The organism is Mycobacterium venezuelense (assembly GCF_054919535.1).
The window spans coordinates 1-18,805 of the sequence record NZ_JBONDW010000035.1 but is presented as its reverse complement, the minus strand read 5'-3'; the positions used below and the strand labels follow the sequence as shown (position 1 = coordinate 18,805).

The following is an 18,805-nucleotide window of genomic DNA, read 5'->3' as shown; positions in this document are numbered from 1 at the left end:
GACCGTTAGGCTGGTCACGTGTTTGAAAGCCTGTCTGACCGGTTGACCGGGGCCCTGCAGGGCCTGCGTGGCAAGGGGCGGTTGACCGACGCCGATATCGATGCCACGACCCGCGAGATCCGGTTGGCGCTGCTGGAGGCCGACGTCTCGCTGCCCGTGGTGCGCGCGTTCGTGGCGCGCATCAAGGACCGCGCGAAGGGCGCTGAGGTCTCAGCGGCACTGAATCCGGCCCAGCAGGTCGTCAAGATCGTCAATGAGGAGCTCATCGGCATCCTCGGCGGCGAGACCCGCCAGGTGGCCTTCGCCAAGACGCCGCCGACCGTGATCATGCTCGCGGGTCTGCAAGGCGCGGGTAAGACCACGCTGGCCGGCAAGCTCGCGAAATGGCTTAAAGGGCAAGGACACACCCCCCTTCTGGTGGCGTGTGACCTGCAGCGCCCCGGCGCGGTGAGCCAGCTGCAGATCGTTGGCGAACGGGCCGGTGTGTCCGTCTTCGCGCCCCATCCCGGAACGTCGCCGGAAGGGCTGGAGAATGCCGGGCAGGGTGACCCCGTCGCGGTGGCCGCGGCCGGTCTGGCCGAGGCCAAGACCAAGCACTTCGACGTCGTCATCGTCGACACGGCCGGCCGGCTGGGCATCGACGAAGAACTGATGGGCCAGGCCGCCGCGATCCGCCAGGCCGTCGACCCCGACGAAGTGCTGTTCGTGCTCGACGCGATGATCGGTCAGGACGCGGTCGCCACGGCCGAGGCGTTCCGCGAGGGCGTGGGCTTCACGGGCGTCGTGCTGACCAAACTCGACGGCGACGCTCGTGGTGGCGCCGCGCTGTCGGTCCGCGAGGTCACCGGCGTGCCGATCCTGTTCGCCTCAGCGGGCGAGAAGCTCGACGACTTCGACGTCTTCCATCCTGACCGCATGGCCAGCCGCATCCTGGGCATGGGCGACGTGCTCACCCTGATCGAGCAGGCCGAACAGGTCTTCGACCAGCAGAAGGCCGAGGAGGCCGCGGCCAAGATCGGCTCGGGCGAACTCACGCTCGAGGACTTCCTCGAGCAGATGCTCGCGATCCGCAAGATGGGTCCGATCGGCAATCTGCTCGGCATGCTGCCCGGCGCGGGCCAGATGAAGGACGCGCTGGCGGCCGTCGACGACAAGCAACTGGACCGCGTGCAGGCCATCATCCGCGGTATGACGCCCGCCGAGCGCGCCGACCCGAAGATCATCAACGCCTCGCGTCGCCTGCGTATCGCCAATGGCTCCGGTGTCACGGTGTCGGAGGTCAATCAGCTAGTCGACCGGTTCTTCGAGGCCCGCAAGATGATGTCGTCGATGGCCGGGCAGATGGGCATGGGCTTCGGGCGCAAGAGCGCGACCCGCAAGGCGGCCAAGGGCAAGAACAAGCAGGCAGGCAAGAAGGGCCGCAAGTCGGGGAAGGGGCCGACCCCGCCGAAGGCGCGCAATCCGCTGGGTATGCCCGGCGGTATGCCCGCCGGATTCCCCGACCTGTCGAACATGCCGAAGGGGCTCGACGAGCTGCCGCCCGGCCTCGCCGACTTCGACCTGTCCAAGCTGAAGTTCCCCAAGAACTAGTGCTCCACATCCGGGGCCGTGGCCTGCCCGATGGTGAACCCGTCGAATGGTGGGTGGCCCACGGGCTGCTGTCGGCGGAGCCGAATGCCAACGCAGACACGGTTTTTGACGGCGGCTGGATAATCCCGGGCCTCGTCGACGCGCACTGTCATGTCGGCCTCGGGCCGGGTGGTGCGGTGTCGACGGACGAGGCCGTCGCGCAGGCCGAAACCGAGCGCGACGCCGGTGCGCTGCTGCTGCGCGACGCCGGATCCCCGGTCGACACCCGCAGCTTCGACGATCGTGACGACCTGCCGCGCATCATCCGCGCCGGACGGCATCTGGCACGGCCCAAGCGCTACATGCCGGGGTTGCCGATCGACATCGAGGACGAGTCGCAGCTGCCGGAGGCCGTGGCCGAGCAGGCCCGGTGGGGCGACGGCTGGGTGAAACTCGTCGGCGACTGGATCGACCGGGGGATCGGCGATCTCGCGCCGCTGTGGTCGGATGACATCCTCAAGGCTGCGATCGACGCCGCACACGCCGAGGGCGCCCGGGTCACGGCCCACGTCTTCGGAGAGGACGCCCTGCCCGGCCTGATCAACGCGGGCATCGACTGCATCGAGCACGGCACCGGCATCACCGACGACATCATCGAATTGATGCTGGCGCAGGGCACCGCGCTGGTGCCGACGTTGATCAACATCGAGAACTTCCCTGGCATCGCCGACAAAGCCGCCAAATACCCCACCTATGCCAAGCACATGCGCGACCTGTACGCGTCGTGCCATCAACGCGTCGGCGCGGCACACGAGGCCGGGGTGCCGATCTTCGCCGGAACCGACGCGGGCGGGATGATCGCGCACGGCCGGATCGGCGACGAGATCGGGGCACTCAAGAAGGTGGGGCTGAGCCCCACCGACGCGCTCGGCGCGGCGTGCTGGGATGCACGGGCCTGGCTCGGCCGGCCCGCACTGGAGCACGGCGCGTCCGCCGACCTGCTGTGTTTCGCCGAGGATCCGCGGGTGGTCGGAGTCGACAACCCCGACCTGGTGATCCTGCGCGGCAAGGTGTACCGCTAATACACGTCCCGCACGTAGCGGTGCGTCTTGATGAGGTCGTTGACATAGGCGTGCGCGGCGTCGGCGTCCATCCCGCCGGATCGGGCCACGATGGCGTGCAGCGCCGCATCGACGTCCTTGGCCATTCGGTCGGCATCGCCGCACACGTAGACGTGGGCGCCATCCTCCAACCAGCCGTAGAGTTCGTCCGCGTTCTCCAACATGCGGTGCTGCACATAGACTTTCGCGTCCTGGTCGCGCGAGAACGCGAGGTCAAGCCGGGTCAGGGTCCCCGATGAGACGAAGTCATCCAGCTCGTCGCCGTAGAGGAAGTCGGTGGCGCGGCGGCGGTCGCCGAAGAACAGCCATGACCGGCCCGCCGCCTGGGTGGCCCGGCGCTCCTGCAGGAATGCGCGAAACGGCGCGATACCGGTGCCGGGGCCGATCATGATGATCGGCACGTCGGCGCCGGGCAGCCGGAAGTTGTGGTTCGGGCGAAGGTGCACCCGCAGGCTCTCGCACCGCTCCGCCAGGAACGTCGAGGCCACGCCGCCGTGTCGGCGATCGTCATTGGTGTAGCGCACGGTGGCCACGGTCAGATGGACGTGGTCGGGGTGGACGAGGGGGCTCGACGCGATCGAGTAGTCGCGGAACTGCAGCGGACGCAAGGTGTCCATGAACTCGTCCACGGACAGCGTGGCCAGCCGGATGAGATCGAGGACGTCCTTGCCGTACAGCCACGAACCTTCGCCGGCCGACGCGTCGGCGCCGAGCGCCGCTGCCACGCGCGGATTGCGGGTGCGCGATGCCACCAGCGCCTGCAGCGCCCGCGACGGGGTTCGGATTTCCAGGTGCTCGGTGAGCAGGACACCGATCGGTTGATCGTGGTCGGCGACCGTGTGATCCTGGCCGACGCCGAGCTCGGTCAGAATCGCTTCGACGAGGTTTGGATCGTTGGTCGCGTGCACGGCGATCGAATCGCCTGCGTGATAGGCGAATCCGCTCGGGAGCTCGACCTCGTAGTGGCGGACCTCTTTGTCGGACGCCGACGCGGTGAGTAGCCGGTTGACGCTCAGCCGGGCGTCGACCGGGTGATGATGGCGGTCCCGGCTCGGCTGTTCGGTGCGCTCGGTCGGCTCGGCGACGGTCGTGACGTCGGCCGGCGCGGCGTGCTCGGCAGCCAGAAGTTTGACGAGGTCGGTCGTCCACGCCTTGGCCGGTTGTTCGTAGAAGCCGTCGACGTCGACGCGCTCCAACATGCGTGCGGCGCCCAGCGCCTCGAGCCGTTCATCGAGCAATTTGCCTGCGTTGCAGAATAATTCGTATGAGCTGTCGCCGAGTGCGAGCACCGCGAAGCTCAGATGCTCGAGGCGGTCGGTGTCAGCGCTGATCGCCTCCCAGAACAGGGTGGCGTTGTCGGGGAATTCGCCGTCGCCGAACGTCGAGGTCACCACGACGAAATGCGTGGCCTGTTGCAGCTCGGCGAGTTCGATCTGATTGAGCTCGCGTGCCTCGGCCTCGATACCGAGGGTAGCGGCTGCGGCCTCGCAGAACGTCATCGCGGCATCTTCGGCGTTGCCCATATCGGTGCCGAAGGCGACGATCAGCGAGAAGTCGCGGTGCTCGGTCACATGGCTCCCCTCAATCGCGCGCCGCGGATTGGACGGGCGCTGAATTTAGGGTGACCTTACTTTGGCGGGGCCGGTTGCGGGGCGCTCCCTTCCAGGGCGGGCCTACTGACCGAAACCGAAGTCGAACAGGTTCATCGCCTGGCCGTAAAGATCGCCGGTGCCGTACATCTGAACGACCACCAGGCGGCGGTTACCCCGTTGGGCGGCACCGACATAGGTCTTGCGGGCCAGATTGGTGTAGCCGGTCTTGCCGCCGATGTCGCCGGGATAGCGGGTCATCAGCTCGTTCTGGTTGGTGATGGTCTTGCCGGGAAACTGGGCCGATGTCTGCCGCATGATGTGGGCGATCAGCGGATATTTCAGCGCGGCCCGGAAGATCACGGCCAGGTCGTGCGGTGTGGTGATCGACTCCCATCCGGGTCCGTCGAGGCCAGAGGGGGAGGACGCACGGGTTTTGCGGGCGCCCACGCCGGCAGCCTTGCGGTTCATCGCCGCGACGGTGACGCGCTGCCCGCCCAGCATGTCGGCCAGCATGTTCGCCGCGTCGTTGCCCGACACCATGAGCAGCGCCTCGAGCAGTTGGCGCGTGGTGTAGGGCCGGCCCGGCTGGAGCCCGACGCATGAGCACTCGACCTTGGTGTGAGATGCGTTGGCGCGCGCGAAGTTATCTGGTCGGAGGTGGTCGAGCACGACCATCGCGAGCAGCGGTTTGATCGTGCTGGCCGGCGCGTACGAGCCGTACGGGTCTTTCGATGCGAGCACACGGCCGGTATCGAGGTCGGCGACGAGCCACGCCTTCGCCGGGCCGTCCGCGATCGCTTGTGCGCCCGCCGGTTCCACGGTGGGCTGCGCTGCCGCAGCGGGCGCCGCCACGATCGTCCCGAGGGCAAGCGCGGCCGCCGCGAACAGTCTTCGCACGAGCGCCGAGGCTACGGAGCTCAGGACTCGTTCAGCGCGCGATCAGGTTTCCGTACGGTCTCGACACCGGCTTGGCTTCGTTACAGCGCACCGATGCTTGCCGATCGGTCTTGTGCGAACCCCCAGTCCAGAAGTGTGGCGGCCTGGTCCCAATACGTCGGCCCACCCTCTTTGACCAGCCCGTACATCAGGGAAACGACCAGACGACGCCCGTCGCGCTGAGCCGCGCCGACGAATGTCTTGCGGGCGATGTCGGTGAATCCGGTCTTGCCGCCGATGGCGCCCGGGTAGCGATGCAGCAGCTCGTCCTGGTTGACCAGGACCCGCTCACCGGTCTTGGACGGAAACACCGTCGTGGGCATGGCGGTGATCTGCGCGAAGACGGGGTTGGCCATCGCTGCGCGGAAGATCACCGCGAGATCGTGGGGCGTCGACCAGAACGGCATGCCGGGCCCGTCCAGTCCGGACGGCGTCACCACGTTCGTTCCGTGGGCACCCAGCGCCGCGGCCTTGGCGTTCATCTTCGCGACCGCGGCTTCCGGACCGCCCAGCATGCGCGCCAGAGTGTTCGCGGCGTCGTTGCCGGAGGCCAGGAGCGCGGCCTCGAGCAGCTGGCGCGCGGTGTAGGTACGCCCGGGCGCGACGCCGGCGCAGTTGCACTCGACTCGCGTGTCGGACTCGTCGGCGACGATCGTCGCGTCCAGCGGAACCTCGTCGAGCACCACCTGGGCCAGCAGGGTCTTGATCGTGCTCGCGGGTGCGTAGCGGACGTTCTCGTTGCGTCCGGCCAGTACCTGGCCCGTGTCCATGTCGGCCACGATCCAGGCCTGCGCCGGTCCTTCCGGAATGGGGACCGAGCCAACCTGCTGTACGTCGATGTCGGCGCCCGCGACCGGCGTCGCGACCGTCGTCAGAGCGGTGAACACGGCGGTGATGGACACGACGAGCGCGCAGACGATCCTCCCCATGGCGGGACAGCGTAATCGTGTTGAATCGAGGCATGTTGAGCCTGGCTGAGATTTCGGATCGACTGGAGATTCAGCAACTCCTGGTGGACTACTCCACGGCGATCGACCGGCGGCAATTCGATGATCTGGACGCGGTGTTCACCGCCGACGCCTACATCGACTACCGCGCGATGGGCGGCATCGACGGCCACTATCCAGAGGTCAAGGCGTGGCTGGCCGAGGTCCTGCCGAACTTCCCGGCCTATGCCCACATGCTCGGGAATTTCGACGTGAAGATCACATACGATCCGGCTGGCGACACCGCGTCGTCGCGCACCATCTGCTTCAACCCGATGGTTCTGGGCGGTGAGGCTCAGCAGGTGCTGTTCTGCGGGCTCTGGTACGAGGACGAGTTCGTCCGCACCGCCGACGGCTGGCGCATGAGCAGGCGCGTCGAGACGAAGTGCTTCGACCGCGTGATCTGACGATTACGCCGATCAGCCGCGATTTTGGGCTGCCGCGCCTGCTCTGGCACAATGAACGGCTGTCTGTCGCGCGACCCGTTAGATGTGCTGCGCGGCGGTCATACACGTAAGGCAAAACCGGATCGGGCAATTCCGCCCGCATCGCCGAATTGCAGCGTGACACCACAGGAGAAACGCTTAACCATGGCTGTCAAGATCAAGCTCACCCGGCTTGGCAAGATCCGCAATCCCCAGTACCGCATCGCCGTCGCCGATTCGCGCACCCGCCGAGACGGCCGCTCCATCGAGGTCATCGGCCGCTACCACCCGAAGGAAGAGCCGAGCCTGATCGAGATCGATTCGGAGCGCGCGCAGTACTGGCTGGGTGTCGGCGCCCAGCCCACCGAGCCGGTTCTGGCCCTGCTGAAGATCACCGGTGACTGGCAGAAGTTCAAGGGCCTGCCGGGCGCCGAGGGCACGCTGAAGGTCAAGGAGCCCAAGCCGTCGAAGCTCGATCTCTTCAACGCGGCTCTCGCCGAGGCCGAGAGCGGCGGCACCACCGAGGCCACCACGCCGAAGAAGAAGAAGGCGCCCGCCAAGAAGGACGCCGCCAAGGACGAGGCGGCCACCGAGGCTTCCGAGGCCAAGGCTGACGAGGCTGCCGCCGACTCGGCAAGCGAGAGCTGAGCAGTCCAGTGAGTTCTGTCGTGGTCGACGCGGTCGAGCACCTCGTCCGCGGAATCGTGGACAACCCCGACGATGTGCGTGTGGACATGGTGACCAGCCGCCGCGGCCGGACCGTCGAGGTGCACGTGCATCCCGATGATCTCGGCAAGGTCATCGGCCGCGGTGGCCGTACCGCCACCGCACTGCGCACGCTCGTCGCGGGCATCGGTGGGCGCGGTATCCGCGTCGACGTGGTGGACACCGACCAGTAGTCGCCAGTAGTCGTCGTATGGACCTGGTTGTCGGGCGGGTCGTCAAAGCTCACGGGATTTCCGGTGAGGTCGTCGTCGAGGTCCGCACCGACGATCCGGACGCCCGATTCACGCCGGGCGGTGTTCTGCGCGGCCGGGCCAAGGGCGGCGCGGAACGACCGTTCACCGTCGAATCGGTCCGTGAGCACGGCGGCCGGTTGTTGATCCGGCTTGCCGGTGTCGCCGACCGCAACGCGGCCGACGAGCTTCGAGGCACGGTCTTTCTGGTCGACACCGCCGAACTTCCCGCGATCGACGATCCCGACGAGTTCTACGACCACGAACTCGAAGGGCTGCGCGTCGTGACCGTCGACGGCACACCGGTCGGCTCGGTCACCGAGGTTTTGCACACCGCGGCGGGGGAGTTGCTCGCCGTCAAGGCCGACGGCGATGGCCGCGAGATCCTGGTTCCGTTCGTCGGCGCCATCGTCACGTCGGTGTCGCGGGACACCGGAACAATCGTCATCGACCCGCCCGAGGGTCTGCTGGAACTGGGCTGAGGATGGCCGACCGTGCGTATTGACGTCGTCACGATCTTCCCGGCCTATCTCGATCCCATTCGGCAGTCCTTGCCTGGCAAGGCAATTGATGCCGGGATCATCACGCTGGACGTGCATGACCTGCGGTCATGGACCCACGACGTACATCGTTCCGTCGATGACGCGCCGTACGGTGGCGGACCGGGAATGGTGATGAAGGCGCCCGTGTGGGGTGCGGCGCTCGACGACATATGCACCGACGACACGCTTTTGGTGGTCCCGACGCCCGCGGGCCGGTTGTTCACCCAGGAGGTGGCCCAACGCTGGAGCGGCGAGCGGCATCTCGTCTTCGCGTGCGGCCGTTATGAGGGCATCGACCAGCGCGTCGTCGACGATGCCGCCCGGCGCATGCGGGTCGAAGAGGTGTCGATCGGCGACTATGTGCTGACCGGTGGCGAATCGGCCGCGCTGGTGATGATCGAGGCGGTGGTCCGGTTGATGCCCGATGTGCTGGGCAATCCGGCGTCTCACCAACAGGATTCGCATTCCGACGGCTTGCTGGAGGGGCCGAGCTACACCCGGCCGCCGAGTTGGCGCGGCCTGGATGTTCCGCCGGTCCTGCTATCGGGTGACCATGCCAAGGTGGCGGCCTGGCGGCATGAGCAATCGCTGCAGCGAACGCGGGAGCGCCGCCCCGATCTGCTGGACTGAGCCCGCCGCGCGGGCGTCAGATACGCCCGTCGGGGAACATCGTCTTGACCGCGTCGGTGATGGTCTCGCGTGCGGTGGAGGCGTTGGTGGGCTGCAACGAGCCGATCACCATGACGAAGCGGCGGTCGGGGCCGATGACGCCCGTCGACAGATGCATCCAGTCCGACCCGACGCAGCACATCCAGCCCTGTTTGACCGCGACGGGCTCGGCGTAGAGGCCGTCGGGGATGCCGAACCGCTGCGGGTAGATGCCGCCGGGCTGGGTGCCGTCGATCGCGTTCGGGGTCGACTGCGCGAGGTTGGACAGGATGACGTTGGCCTGTTCGGTGGGTAGCCCGCCGCTGCCGTTCATCAGCATGTCGTAGTAGCGCACCAGGTCGGCCGCGGTGCTGATGGTGTTCCACCAGCGGCCGTTGTTGGGCGGTCGCGTCGAGCCGAGGCCGTAGCGCGCCGCAACGCGGGTGACGATCGAGTTGCCGCCGCTGCGATTCCAGAACACCTCGGCCGCGCTGTCGTCGGACGACCGCAGCATCACGTCGAGTTGCTTGCGATCCTCCGGGCTGATGACCGTCTCGCCGTTGGCTTCCTGTAACAGCAGATCATCGGCGATGAACAACTTCACGACGGATGCGATCGCGATGGTCGTCCCGTTGCCGTTGGAGACGAGCTGACCCGTGTTGCGGTCGAGTACAAGGACGGTGATGTCGGCTCCGGCGTCCGACGCGACGGCCGTCGCCTGCAGTGCGCGTTCCTGCAGGCCTTCGAAGCTCATCGGCGGCTCATCGGGCGGGGCTTCTGGGATCGGGGCCATGCTGCCCTGCGGTACGACCACGGTGAGCTGCGGCGCGGCCGGCGAATCCGAAGGTGTGCCGTACACCCTGGCTTCGCATCCGGTGACGACCAACAACGCAGTCGCGCTGATCGCTGCCGCCGACACGAGTCTCGACGGCCGCCGTTCCATCGCCCTCCCTCGAACCTCGCTGGAACTCCCGTGCAGCCTAACCGCTGGGGAGCCCGCCCGCGCGCGTAGTTAGTCATACTCAGTGTTGCCGGTGGTGACGGCGGCCAAACGGCGGAACGCGTCACCGGATTTCACTGGATGGGGACCCATCTGGCACAATTGAGCAGTTGTCTGTGCAGGACGGGGCCGGATGAACCTCCCGCCCGCTGCGAGATGCACCCCGATACACCCGAAAAGATAGCTCTGGCTGCGCGACTGCGCTCACTGACCGGAGCCGCGAACAACAAGGAAGTGTCACCGATGAACACGCTGGACTTCGTCGATCAGACGTCGCTGCGCGACGACATCCCGACCTTCAGCCCCGGCGACACCGTCAACGTGCACGTGAAGGTGATCGAGGGCTCCAAGGAGCGCATCCAGGTCTTCAAGGGCGTCGTGATCCGCCGCCAGGGCGGTGGCATCCGCGAGACCTTCACCGTGCGCAAGGAGAGCTACGGCGTCGGCGTCGAGCGGACCTTCCCGGTCCACTCGCCGAACATCGACCACATCGACGTCGTCACCCGCGGTGACGTGCGCCGGGCCAAGCTGTACTACCTGCGCGAACTTCGCGGCAAGAAGGCGAAGATCAAGGAAAAGCGCTGAGCGACGCGTCGCGCATGGCGCAGCTGTCGGCACAGAGCTTGATACGACGCTCGCTACTGTGGATCCCGTGACCGGATCCACCGACTCAACCGACGCGTCGTCGGAGGACGAGCTCGACACCCATTCCGAACCGTCCCAGCCGGAGGACAACGAGGAATCCCCGAAGCGCAAGCACTCTGCCTTGCGCGAAGGGGCCATCCTCGTCACCATCGCGCTCGTCCTGTACTACGTGATGCTGACGTTCGTCGCCCGGCCGTACCTGATTCCGTCGGAATCCATGGAGCCGACGCTCCACGGCTGCCCGGGCTGTGTCGGCGACCGGATCATGGTCGACAAGCTCACCTACCGGTTCTCCGAGCCGGAGCCCGGCGACGTCGTGGTGTTCAAGGGACCGCCGTCGTGGAACATCGGCTACAAGTCCATCCGCTCTGACAACACCGCGATCCGGTTCGTGCAGAACGCGTTGTCCTTCGTCGGATTCGTCCCGCCGGACGAGAACGACCTCGTCAAACGAGTTATCGCGGTGGGCGGACAGACCGTGGAGTGCCGCGCGGCGACCGGTCTCACGGTCAACGGCAAGCGTCTGAACGAGCCCTATCTGAATCCGACCACGATGATGGCCGATCCGAACATCTACCCGTGCCTCGGCAACGAATTCGGGCCGGTCACCGTGCCCAAGGACCGTATCTGGGTGATGGGTGACAACCGCACGCACTCCGCGGATTCGCGGGTGCACTGCACGAATCTGCCCGCGGACGCGCAAAAGGGTCTGCTGTGCACGGGTGACCCGATGGCCGGCACCGTCCCGGTGGAGAATGTGATCGGTAAGGCACGATTCATCGCATGGCCGCCATCCCGGTGGGGTGGGATCAGCAGCGTGAATCCGCAGACCAACTCTTAGGAGCAGCCCCGTGCCCTCCGAGGTGAAGATGTCGTGGCCGCCTCGAACGGTGATCCGGAAGTCCTCGGGTCTGCGCACGCTGGAGTCTGCGCTCTATCGCAACGGCCTCGGGCCGGTTGCGGGGGTCGATGAAGTTGGCCGGGGTGCGTGTGCGGGACCCCTCGTGGTCGCCGCCTGCGTGCTCGGTCCGAACCGCTTGGAAAGCCTGGCCGCGCTCGACGATTCCAAGAAGTTGGGCGAGAAGGAACGCGAACGCCTTTTCCCGCTGATCCGCCGCTACGCACTGGCCTACCACGTGGTGTTCATCCCGTCTGTGGAGGTGGATCGCCGCGGCGTGCATGTGGCGAATATCGAGGGCATGCGCCGTGCGGTCGCGGGTTTGGCGGTGCGGCCCGGCTATGTGCTGTCCGACGGCTTCCGGGTGCCCGGTCTGTCGGTGCCGTCGCTGCCGGTCATCGGGGGTGACGCCGCGGCGGCATGCATCGCGGCGGCGAGTGTGCTCGCCAAGGTGAGCCGCGACCGATTGATGGTCGCGATGGAGCGTGACCACCCCGGCTACGGCTTCGCCGAGCACAAGGGCTACAGCACACCGGCTCACACCGCGGCGATGGCAGAGCTGGGCCCGTGTCCGGAGCATCGCTACTCGTATGTGAACGTGCGGCGGGCCGCAGCGACGACAGACGTGCGGCGGGCCGCAGCGACGGGCGTACCCGTGCGGCGTGGCGATGGGACGTACGCAAAGATGGGCGACGAATGCTTGAGCGAAGAGCAGACTACTGGGTGAGTGCTCGCGAAGAGCAGACAATGTGATTGAGGCCGTGGACCTACGAGAAGGACAGCAGAGCAGATGAGTGCCGAGGATCTCGAGAAGTACGAAACCGAGATGGAGCTCTCGCTGTACCGCGAATACAAAGACATCGTCGGCCAGTTCAGCTACGTCGTCGAGACCGAACGGCGGTTCTACTTGGCGAACAGTGTGGAACTGATCCCGCGTAACTCCGAGGGCGAGGTGTATTTCGAGCTCCGGTTGGCCGACGCGTGGGTGTGGGACATGTACCGCCCGGCGCGCTTCGTCAAGCAGGTCCGGGTGATCACGTTCAAAGACGTGAACATCGAGGAAGTCGAGAAGCCCGAGCTACGGCTGCCCGAGTAGCCGAAATGGGCAACCGGGTCGATTCGGTGCTGGCGGGATTGCCCGAGGTGCGGGCCTGGCAGGAACCGCTGTACCGGGATCTGCATCGGAACCCGGAACTGTCGCATCAGGAGCATCGCACCGCGGCTCTGGTGGTGTCCCGGCTGACCGACGCCGGGCTGGAGGTGCACGACGGCGTCGGCGGGACCGGGGTTGTCGGCATTCTGCGCAACGGAGACGGACCGACCGTGCTGTTGCGCGCCGACATGGACGCGCTGCCGGTGACCGAGGCGACCGGCCTACCGTATGCCAGCACGCAACCCGGGGTGATGCACGCGTGCGGACACGACGTCCACGTGACGTGCCTGCTGGGCGCGGCCGAATTGTTCGCGCAGGCAACGCAACACTGGAGCGGTACGCTCGTCGCCTTGTTTCAGCCCGCCGAGGAGGTCGGTGACGGCGCACGCGGCATGATCGATGACGGCCTGCCCGATCTGGTGGGGCCTGTCGACGTGGTGCTGGCCCAGCATGTGGGGCCCGCGCCGGCCGGCATGCTCGGTGTGCACAGCGGGCCGTTCCTGTCGGCCGCCGACAGCATGCGGGTCATCCTGCACGGCCGCGGCGGCCACGGCTCCATGCCGCATGCGACCGTCGACCCGGTTGTGCTGGCGGCGATGATTGTCATCCGGTTGCAGACGATCGTGTCCCGCGAGATCGCACCCACCGAGACGGTCGTGCTGACCGTTGGCAGCATCCGGTCGGGCGTGAAGAGCAATGTGATCGGCGACCATGCGGTGCTCGAACTCAACGTGCGGACCTACGATCCCGCGGTGCGGACGGCGGTGCTCGACGCGATCCGGCGCATCGTTGTCGCCGAATGCCAGGCCTCGGATTCGCCGAAGGACCCCGAATTCGAGTGCTACGACAGCTTTCCGCTCACCGTCAACGACGACGACGTCACCGCCCGGGTGCACCACGCGTTCACCGAGTTCTTCGGCGCGCGGGTGCAGACGATCGGTCAGGCAACTGCCAGTGAGGATTTCAGCAACATCCCGGTCGCGCTCGGTGCCCCCTACACGTATTGGGCGCTCGGCGGCATCGATGAGCAGGTGTACCGCGCCGCCGCGGACGCCGGCCGCGTCGGCACCGACATTCCGGTGAATCACTCATCGGGGTTCGCACCCGCGACTCAGCCGACGCTGGATGTGGGCACACAGGCCCTGGTGGTGGCTGCCCTCAGCTGGCTTTAGGTTGCAGGTGCTGCCCGAAGAAGGCGAACACCCGGGACCAGGCATCGGCGGTGGCCGCTTCGTCGTAGCCGAATCCGGTGATGCGCATGAGCGGCTGTGCCGGTAACTGATTGGCGAAGCTGTGGCCGGCCTCGGGGTACACCTTGATGTCGGCGGGAATGTTCTTGGCCTGTACAACCTTGCGCAGTTTCGCCGGTGCGCCGATACCGATGGGATCGCGACGGCCGAAGCTGGCCACGATGGGGCAGGACGCGTCCAGCGTCTCGTCGAGACGACGGGGGAGCGGTGTGCCGTAGAACGGTGCGGATGCGGCGAAACCCTTGGGGCCCATGATGAGCGCGAATTGTCCGCCCATGCAGAACCCGGCGATGCCGATGGTTCCGGTGCACTGCGGATGTGCCAACAGGTGGTCACGTGCGGCGAGGATGTCGTCGAGCGCTCGGCCGCGCTGGGTCAGCAACTCGCGGAACACCCGGGTGATGCAGCGGGCCCGCCCGCCACGCGAATACAGGTTGGGGGTGATCGCCAGGTAACCGGCGGCCGCGATTCGCGTGGAGATCGACTCGTTGTCGGGGCCGTATCCGATCGCGTCGTGGATGACCACGACACCGGGCCACGGCCCCGCGTCTTCCGGAGTGCCCAGCAGGGCGTCGATCGGACCGTCCGGGGTGGTGATCGAGATCGTCGTCACCTCACCGAATGTAGCGGCTCGGCGGCCGCGGGTCACCGGCGATCAGGTACCGCAGAACGTCCGGTAGCCACCGAAGTCCTGCGGGGCGGGTGCTGCGTACCGGTCGAGGCCCGCGCGTTCCTGGTACGGAGCGGCAAGAACGTCCATGAGCCGGTGCAGTGGTTCGAGATCGCCTGCGGTCGCCGCATCGAGCGTCTCTTCGACTATGTGGTTGCGCGGTATGTAGATCGGGTTGACCTCGTCCATCGTGTCGGCCGATGGGCCGAATGTGCGCCAGCGCCCGAGCCACTCGTCGAATGCCGAGAGCGCGGCGAACAGACCGCGGGCTTCCTCGGCATCACCGCGGGCGGCGCGGCCGAGGGCGCGGAAGAACGACGTGTAGTCGATCTGGTTCTGCTGCATCAGCACAAGCAGGTCCTCGATCAGTGTCCGTGCCTTCTCATCGTCGACGTCGGAGGGAAGACCCAGCTTGGTGCGCATGCCAGCCGTCCACGCGCGATCGAACCGCTCGCCGAACCCGCCGAGTGACTCGGTCAGGATCGCGACCGCTTGCTCGCCGTCGTCGGCGATCAGCGGGAGGAGCGTTTCGGCGAATCGGGCGAGGTTCCACTGGGCGATGGCCGGCTGGTTGCCGTATGCGTAACGGCCGTCGTGGTCGATCGAGCTGAAGACCGTCGCCGGGTCGAAGGCCTCCATGAAGGCGCACGGCCCGTAGTCGATCGTCTCGCCCGAGATCGTCATGTTGTCGGTGTTCATCACGCCGTGCACGAACCCGACGAGCAGCCACTTCGCCACGAGGCTGGCCTGTACCGACACCACGGCGTCGAACAGTGCGAGATACCGGTTGTCGGTGTTCGCCGCGTCGGGATGGTGCCGTGCGATCGCGTGGTCGGCCAGCCGTCGCAGCAACTCGAGATCACGTGCGGCATTGCAATATTGGATCGCGTACTGGAAGCTGCCGACCCGCAGATGACTGCTCGCGACCCGGGCGAGCACCGCACCGGGCAACTGGGTCTCGCGCCACACGTCGCGTCCGGTCGCCACGACGGCCAGCGAACGCGTGGTGGGAATGCCCATCGCGTGCATCGCCTCGCTGACGATGTACTCGCGCAGCATCGGGCCGACCGCGGCGAGCCCGTCGCCGCCGCGCGCGAACGGTGTGCGGCCCGACCCCTTGAGATGCAGGTCCCGCGGATTGCCGCCGCTGTCGGTCAGTTCGCCGAGCAACAATGCCCGGCCGTCGCCCAGCCGGGGAACGAACCCGCCGAACTGGTGGCCGGAATACGCCTGTGCGACCGGGGTGGCGCCATTGGGAACAGTGGTGCCCAGCAACAGGCCGAGCCCGTCAGCGCTGCGCAGCAGGCCCGGGTCGAGCCCGAGTTCGGTGGCCAGGCGGTCGTTGAGCACGAGCAGCCGCGGGTCCGGCGCCGCTTCGGCCTGCCAGGGGACCGCCATCTCCGGCAGCTCGCGCGCGAAGCGGTTGTCCAGGACGACCGCCGTCTCCGGTGTCACACTCACTCCCCGAGCCTACGGAGAAATCCCATCGACTCACACCCGATGAGTTCGCGGCGGCGGCACTGTCTGCATCGCTGAGCAGCGGGAGCAGTTACCCGCAGACTCCGCCGTATGACCGGTGGCGCCGGCGTGACGATTACCCGCAGTAGACGTCGGGATTCTCAGATATCGGCGAGGTCGTCGGGAACGTCGACCGCGTACTGCGAAAGCACCTCGAGCGGCACCACGTCGAGCGTGCGCTCATGGGTGGCCGCGAGCACGACCGGTGCGGCGTACCCGTCCTCGTGGGCGCGCAGCCAGTTCGCCGCGGTGACGCACCAGCGGTCGCCTGGCACGAGCCCGGGGAACCGGAAATGCGGTGCGGGCGTGGACAAGTCATTGCCGATGGACCGCTGGTGTTCGAGAAACTCGGTCGTCACGACGGCGCAGATGGTGTGCCTGCCGAGGTCGGCGTCCCCGGTAGAGCAGCAGCCGTCGCGGTAGAACCCGGTCAGCGGGTCGGTGCCGCATTCCTCCAGACGGCCGCCCAGGACGTTGCGCTCAGCCATGCCACCAGTATCGCGCGGTCGTTCTGCTCGGGTCGCTCAATCCCAGGCGACAGTGAGTTCGTCGCGTGCACAGCTCCGAGTGCAGCCTCGGCGCCGAGCGTGCGCCAGGGGCGGCCGCACAGCCGATCCACCGCCCTCAGCGCACACTCGGCGCACCCAGGTTCACCGCGCCAATCGCCTCAGTGCGCCGGTTGCGGGCTGGCACTGCGCTGGGCGTCGAGGATCAGCAGGGCGACGTGCAGCGACGTCATCGACTCGCCGTCGTCGAGGTCGACGCCGAGGCGGCGCTGGATCGAGTCCAGCCGGCTGTAGAGCGCGGGCCTGCTCATGTGCAGGCGCTTGGCCAGAGCTGATTTGTTACCGGCCAGCTCCAGATAGCCGCGCAGGATGGCCAAGTCGTTCTCACCGTGATCGGCATCGTGGATGAGCAGCGTCTTGAGCTCGGTCTCGGCGAAGGTCTGTACGCGTGGATCGTCATGGAGCAGCGTGATCAGCCCGCGCAGGCGGACATCGGAGGCGCGGACGAACGGACGTTGCAGCCCGGTCATCGACATCGCCACCTCGGCGACGTGGGCGGCTTCACGCAGTCCCGGGACGGCTTCGGCGAATGCCGACGCACTGCTGCCGACGGCAACCGTGACCTTGGGGCCGGCCTTCGGGCTTACCTTGGCGCCGGCTCGGTCGCCTTCACCGCCCCGGCCGATCGCCTCGCGTATGCCTTCGGCGAGGCGCGCGAGCGCCGCGTCGTGATTCATGCCGCGCCGTGCCGAAACGGCCAGCACGAGACCGACCTCGCCGTCCTGGCGGGTTGAGCATATTGCGGTGTGGCCCTGGGATTTGACGCTGTGGGTGACCGCGTCGAGGATGCGGATGTTGCGCCGTTGCACGGCAACCGGATCGAGCCGGTCGGCCGGTGCGGCCACCCGCACCGTGACCGGAAGATAGGGGCCGGTCGCGCGCAATCCGAGCGCGACAGCCCGTGCGTCCGCCTCACGGTCGTCGGCGATGCGGCCGCCGAGCACGTCGTCGATCAGGCCGCTCTGCGCCTGGTTTTCCAGTCCGGAGCGGCCGCGCTCGGCCATGCGGTGCAGGGCCAGGGCCTGGGCCGCGCGTTCCAGGACCATCTTGGCCTTCGCCGGCGCGGCAGGCGGGTGCGGAATGATGAGCCGTCCCCACTCCTCGGTGCGGGGGCCCACGGTGGTCGTCGCCCAGTCCTCGGTCATCGCCCTCGAGCGTCGTTGCCAGTCGGTGAGTACCGCGGTGGCCGGTTCGCCACGCGGCGACAGCGCCAGCACCTGGTGTGACAGGTCTTCGAGAACGACGGATTCGTTGACCATGTCCGCGGCCGCCCGCACGATGTCGGCGAGGGATGCGCGCTTCATGCTCAGATCGGTGAAGGTCTGGTGCGCGCGGTGCGCGAACGCCAGTTCTTCGTACTGGTCGGCGACGATCAACCGGTGCACCGCCTCGGTGACCTCGACGAATTTCGTCTCGCGATGCAGAAGCACGAGCGCAAGGCCGAGCGACTGGGCGATGCGGCCCACCGAGGCGGGAAGGGACTTGATGCGGGTGCCGAGTTCCACGACGACGCCGACGGCGCCTGCGGTGCGCATGCGGTCGAGATAATCGCGGGGCGCGTCGCGCAGCGCAGAACCGGTGGTCAGGACCAGCTCACCGCCCTGCAGCAGACCGGCGAGGTCGGGCATGTCGCTGACGTGCACCCATCGCACCGGGCTGTCGAGGTGTTCGGCACTCACGACCTCGGGCACACCGGCTTGCACGACAGGCAGCTCGATGACGTCGCGCACGGTCGGGATCATTTACAGAGTGTAATCAACGGCTTCTGATCGAATACAGATTGACCGCCGATGACAGGTAGTCGGTGCCGCAAAGTGGTGCATGAAAACGACAGTCGAACCATCGCAGAGAGGTCCCGATACATGAGCACAGTCATCCAACATTGGCGCGACGGCAAGGTATTCGCCGGCAGCTCGACGGCAACCGCCCCGGTGACGAATCCGGCGACGGGTGCGGTGACCGGTGAGGTGGCGTTGGCCAGTGTGGAGGATGCGCGTGCGGTGATCGATGCGGCGGTGGCGGCGTTCCCGGGGTGGCGAGACACGTCGCTGGCCAAGCGGACGTCGGTGTTGTTCGCGTTTCGGGAATTGCTCAACGCGCGTAAGGACGAGCTGGCGGCGCTGATCACCGCCGAGCACGGCAAGGTGCTGTCGGATGCGCTCGGCGAGGTGAGCCGGGGCCTGGAGGTCGTGGAGTTCGCGTGCGGCATCCCGAGTCTGCTCAAGGGCGGGTTCACCGAGAACGCCTCGACGAATGTCGATGTGCATTCGGTGCTGCAGCCGCTGGGCCCGGTCGGTGTGATCAGCCCGTTCAACTTCCCGGCGATGGTT

21 protein-coding genes are annotated in these 18,805 nt (G+C 67.2%); 13 read left to right on the top strand and 8 right to left on the bottom strand.

What is annotated here, in order from left to right:
- Window positions 1-18 precede the first annotated feature (18 nt).
- Both ffh and ACRCUN_RS33120 read left to right on the top strand, forming a co-directional pair.
- On the top strand, window positions 19-1,590 hold the full coding sequence (gene ffh, locus ACRCUN_RS33125; protein WP_462145835.1) for a signal recognition particle protein: 1,572 nt from the start codon (window positions 19-21) through the stop codon (window positions 1,588-1,590).
- Window positions 1,590-2,651: an amidohydrolase family protein gene (locus tag ACRCUN_RS33120; protein WP_462145834.1), complete on the top strand. Its 1,062-nt coding sequence runs from the start codon at window positions 1,590-1,592 to the stop codon at window positions 2,649-2,651. Before ffh ends, ACRCUN_RS33120 begins: the two co-directional genes overlap by 1 nt.
- Here the strand turns inward: ACRCUN_RS33120 and ACRCUN_RS33115 are convergent.
- The 3 genes from ACRCUN_RS33115 to ACRCUN_RS33105 all read right to left on the bottom strand — a co-directional run bounded on the left by ACRCUN_RS33115 (window position 2,648) and on the right by ACRCUN_RS33105 (window position 6,147).
- On the bottom strand, window positions 2,648-4,261 hold the full coding sequence (locus ACRCUN_RS33115) for a diflavin oxidoreductase (RefSeq protein ID WP_462145833.1): 1,614 nt from the start codon (window positions 4,259-4,261) through the stop codon (window positions 2,648-2,650). The genes ACRCUN_RS33120 and ACRCUN_RS33115 overlap by 4 nt on opposite strands.
- A gap of 102 nt (window positions 4,262-4,363) precedes the next feature.
- Window positions 4,364-5,179, bottom strand: a complete 816-nt coding sequence (locus ACRCUN_RS33110) for a D-alanyl-D-alanine carboxypeptidase (RefSeq protein WP_462145832.1) — start codon at window positions 5,177-5,179, stop codon at window positions 4,364-4,366.
- A gap of 80 nt (window positions 5,180-5,259) precedes the next feature.
- Window positions 5,260-6,147 (bottom strand): D-alanyl-D-alanine carboxypeptidase family protein, encoded by an 888-nt coding sequence (locus ACRCUN_RS33105; RefSeq protein WP_462145831.1) that lies wholly within the window; start codon window positions 6,145-6,147, stop codon window positions 5,260-5,262.
- 32 nt (window positions 6,148-6,179) lie between these two features.
- Here ACRCUN_RS33105 and ACRCUN_RS33100 point away from each other — a divergent pair, with 32 nt between their 5' ends.
- From ACRCUN_RS33100 to trmD, 5 genes are all read left to right on the top strand, one after another.
- Window positions 6,180-6,611 (top strand): nuclear transport factor 2 family protein, encoded by a 432-nt coding sequence (locus ACRCUN_RS33100; protein WP_462145830.1) that lies wholly within the window; start codon window positions 6,180-6,182, stop codon window positions 6,609-6,611.
- Window positions 6,612-6,794: 183 nt separating this feature from the next.
- A complete protein-coding gene (gene rpsP / locus ACRCUN_RS33095; RefSeq protein ID WP_462145829.1) occupies window positions 6,795-7,277 on the top strand; it encodes a 30S ribosomal protein S16 in 483 nt (160 codons plus the stop codon).
- A gap of 8 nt (window positions 7,278-7,285) precedes the next feature.
- Window positions 7,286-7,528, top strand: coding sequence for an RNA-binding protein (locus ACRCUN_RS33090; protein ID WP_003881089.1), 243 nt, complete (start codon window positions 7,286-7,288; stop codon window positions 7,526-7,528).
- Between the two features lie 17 nt (window positions 7,529-7,545).
- Window positions 7,546-8,067 carry a ribosome maturation factor RimM gene (gene rimM / locus ACRCUN_RS33085; RefSeq protein WP_462145828.1) on the top strand — a complete coding sequence of 174 codons (522 nt, stop codon included), beginning with the start codon at window positions 7,546-7,548 and terminating at the stop codon, window positions 8,065-8,067.
- A gap of 12 nt (window positions 8,068-8,079) precedes the next feature.
- A complete protein-coding gene (gene trmD, locus ACRCUN_RS33080; RefSeq protein WP_462145827.1) occupies window positions 8,080-8,757 on the top strand; it encodes a tRNA (guanosine(37)-N1)-methyltransferase TrmD in 678 nt (225 codons plus the stop codon).
- A gap of 16 nt (window positions 8,758-8,773) precedes the next feature.
- Here the strand turns inward: trmD and ACRCUN_RS33075 are convergent, their stop codons facing one another.
- A complete protein-coding gene (locus tag ACRCUN_RS33075; protein ID WP_462145826.1) occupies window positions 8,774-9,718 on the bottom strand; it encodes a serine hydrolase in 945 nt (314 codons plus the stop codon).
- A gap of 300 nt (window positions 9,719-10,018) precedes the next feature.
- Here ACRCUN_RS33075 and rplS point away from each other — a divergent pair, with 300 nt between their 5' ends.
- From rplS to ACRCUN_RS33050, 5 genes are all read left to right on the top strand, one after another.
- A complete protein-coding gene (rplS, locus tag ACRCUN_RS33070) occupies window positions 10,019-10,360 on the top strand; it encodes a 50S ribosomal protein L19 (protein WP_067854222.1) in 342 nt (113 codons plus the stop codon).
- Window positions 10,361-10,427: 67 nt separating this feature from the next.
- Complete coding sequence (lepB, locus tag ACRCUN_RS33065; RefSeq protein WP_462145825.1) at window positions 10,428-11,261, top strand: signal peptidase I; 834 nt, start codon at window positions 10,428-10,430, stop codon at window positions 11,259-11,261.
- A gap of 22 nt (window positions 11,262-11,283) precedes the next feature.
- On the top strand, window positions 11,284-12,045 hold the full coding sequence (locus tag ACRCUN_RS33060) for a ribonuclease HII (protein ID WP_462145855.1): 762 nt from the start codon (window positions 11,284-11,286) through the stop codon (window positions 12,043-12,045).
- A gap of 63 nt (window positions 12,046-12,108) precedes the next feature.
- Window positions 12,109-12,414 carry a DUF2469 domain-containing protein gene (locus tag ACRCUN_RS33055; protein ID WP_003881082.1) on the top strand — a complete coding sequence of 102 codons (306 nt, stop codon included), beginning with the start codon at window positions 12,109-12,111 and terminating at the stop codon, window positions 12,412-12,414.
- Window positions 12,415-12,419: 5 nt separating this feature from the next.
- Window positions 12,420-13,643 (top strand): amidohydrolase, encoded by a 1,224-nt coding sequence (locus ACRCUN_RS33050; RefSeq protein ID WP_462145824.1) that lies wholly within the window; start codon window positions 12,420-12,422, stop codon window positions 13,641-13,643.
- Here ACRCUN_RS33050 and ACRCUN_RS33045 read toward each other — a convergent pair.
- The 4 genes from ACRCUN_RS33045 to ACRCUN_RS33030 all read right to left on the bottom strand — a co-directional run bounded on the left by ACRCUN_RS33045 (window position 13,630) and on the right by ACRCUN_RS33030 (window position 18,217).
- On the bottom strand, window positions 13,630-14,334 hold the full coding sequence (locus tag ACRCUN_RS33045; RefSeq protein ID WP_462145823.1) for a dienelactone hydrolase family protein: 705 nt from the start codon (window positions 14,332-14,334) through the stop codon (window positions 13,630-13,632). The genes ACRCUN_RS33050 and ACRCUN_RS33045 overlap by 14 nt on opposite strands.
- 42 nt (window positions 14,335-14,376) lie before the next feature.
- Window positions 14,377-15,852, bottom strand: a complete 1,476-nt coding sequence (locus tag ACRCUN_RS33040) for a protein adenylyltransferase SelO (RefSeq protein WP_462145822.1) — start codon at window positions 15,850-15,852, stop codon at window positions 14,377-14,379.
- 158 nt (window positions 15,853-16,010) lie between these two features.
- Entirely contained in the window at window positions 16,011-16,397 is a 387-nt protein-coding gene (locus ACRCUN_RS33035; RefSeq protein ID WP_462145821.1) for a DUF2237 family protein, read from the bottom strand.
- A 179-nt stretch (window positions 16,398-16,576) separates the two neighbouring features.
- Window positions 16,577-18,217 (bottom strand): PucR family transcriptional regulator, encoded by a 1,641-nt coding sequence (locus tag ACRCUN_RS33030; protein WP_462145820.1) that lies wholly within the window; start codon window positions 18,215-18,217, stop codon window positions 16,577-16,579.
- 120 nt (window positions 18,218-18,337) lie between these two features.
- On the opposite strand from ACRCUN_RS33030, the gene ACRCUN_RS33025 reads away from it, so the two are divergent.
- Window positions 18,338-18,805, top strand: a 468-nt coding sequence (locus ACRCUN_RS33025; RefSeq protein WP_462145819.1) for an aldehyde dehydrogenase family protein, incomplete at its 3' end; no start/stop codon positions are given.

What these genes read in the sequence shown, in the direction of transcription:
- ACRCUN_RS33105 (WP_462145831.1), bottom strand. Translation starts at nt 6,147, where the DNA reads ATGGGGAGGATCGTCTGCGCGCTCGTCGTGTCCATCACCGCCGTGTTC.
- ACRCUN_RS33100 (WP_462145830.1), top strand. Translation starts at nt 6,180, where the DNA reads ATGTTGAGCCTGGCTGAGATTTCGGATCGACTGGAGATTCAGCAACTC.
- rpsP (WP_462145829.1), top strand. Translation starts at nt 6,795, where the DNA reads ATGGCTGTCAAGATCAAGCTCACCCGGCTTGGCAAGATCCGCAATCCC.
- rimM (WP_462145828.1), top strand. Translation starts at nt 7,546, where the DNA reads ATGGACCTGGTTGTCGGGCGGGTCGTCAAAGCTCACGGGATTTCCGGT.
- ACRCUN_RS33075 (WP_462145826.1), bottom strand. Translation starts at nt 9,718, where the DNA reads ATGGAACGGCGGCCGTCGAGACTCGTGTCGGCGGCAGCGATCAGCGCG.
- rplS (WP_067854222.1), top strand. Translation starts at nt 10,019, where the DNA reads ATGAACACGCTGGACTTCGTCGATCAGACGTCGCTGCGCGACGACATC.
- ACRCUN_RS33055 (WP_003881082.1), top strand. Translation starts at nt 12,109, where the DNA reads ATGAGTGCCGAGGATCTCGAGAAGTACGAAACCGAGATGGAGCTCTCG.
- ACRCUN_RS33050 (WP_462145824.1), top strand. Translation starts at nt 12,420, where the DNA reads ATGGGCAACCGGGTCGATTCGGTGCTGGCGGGATTGCCCGAGGTGCGG.
- ACRCUN_RS33035 (WP_462145821.1), bottom strand. Translation starts at nt 16,397, where the DNA reads ATGGCTGAGCGCAACGTCCTGGGCGGCCGTCTGGAGGAATGCGGCACC.
- ACRCUN_RS33030 (WP_462145820.1), bottom strand. Translation starts at nt 18,217, where the DNA reads ATGATCCCGACCGTGCGCGACGTCATCGAGCTGCCTGTCGTGCAAGCC.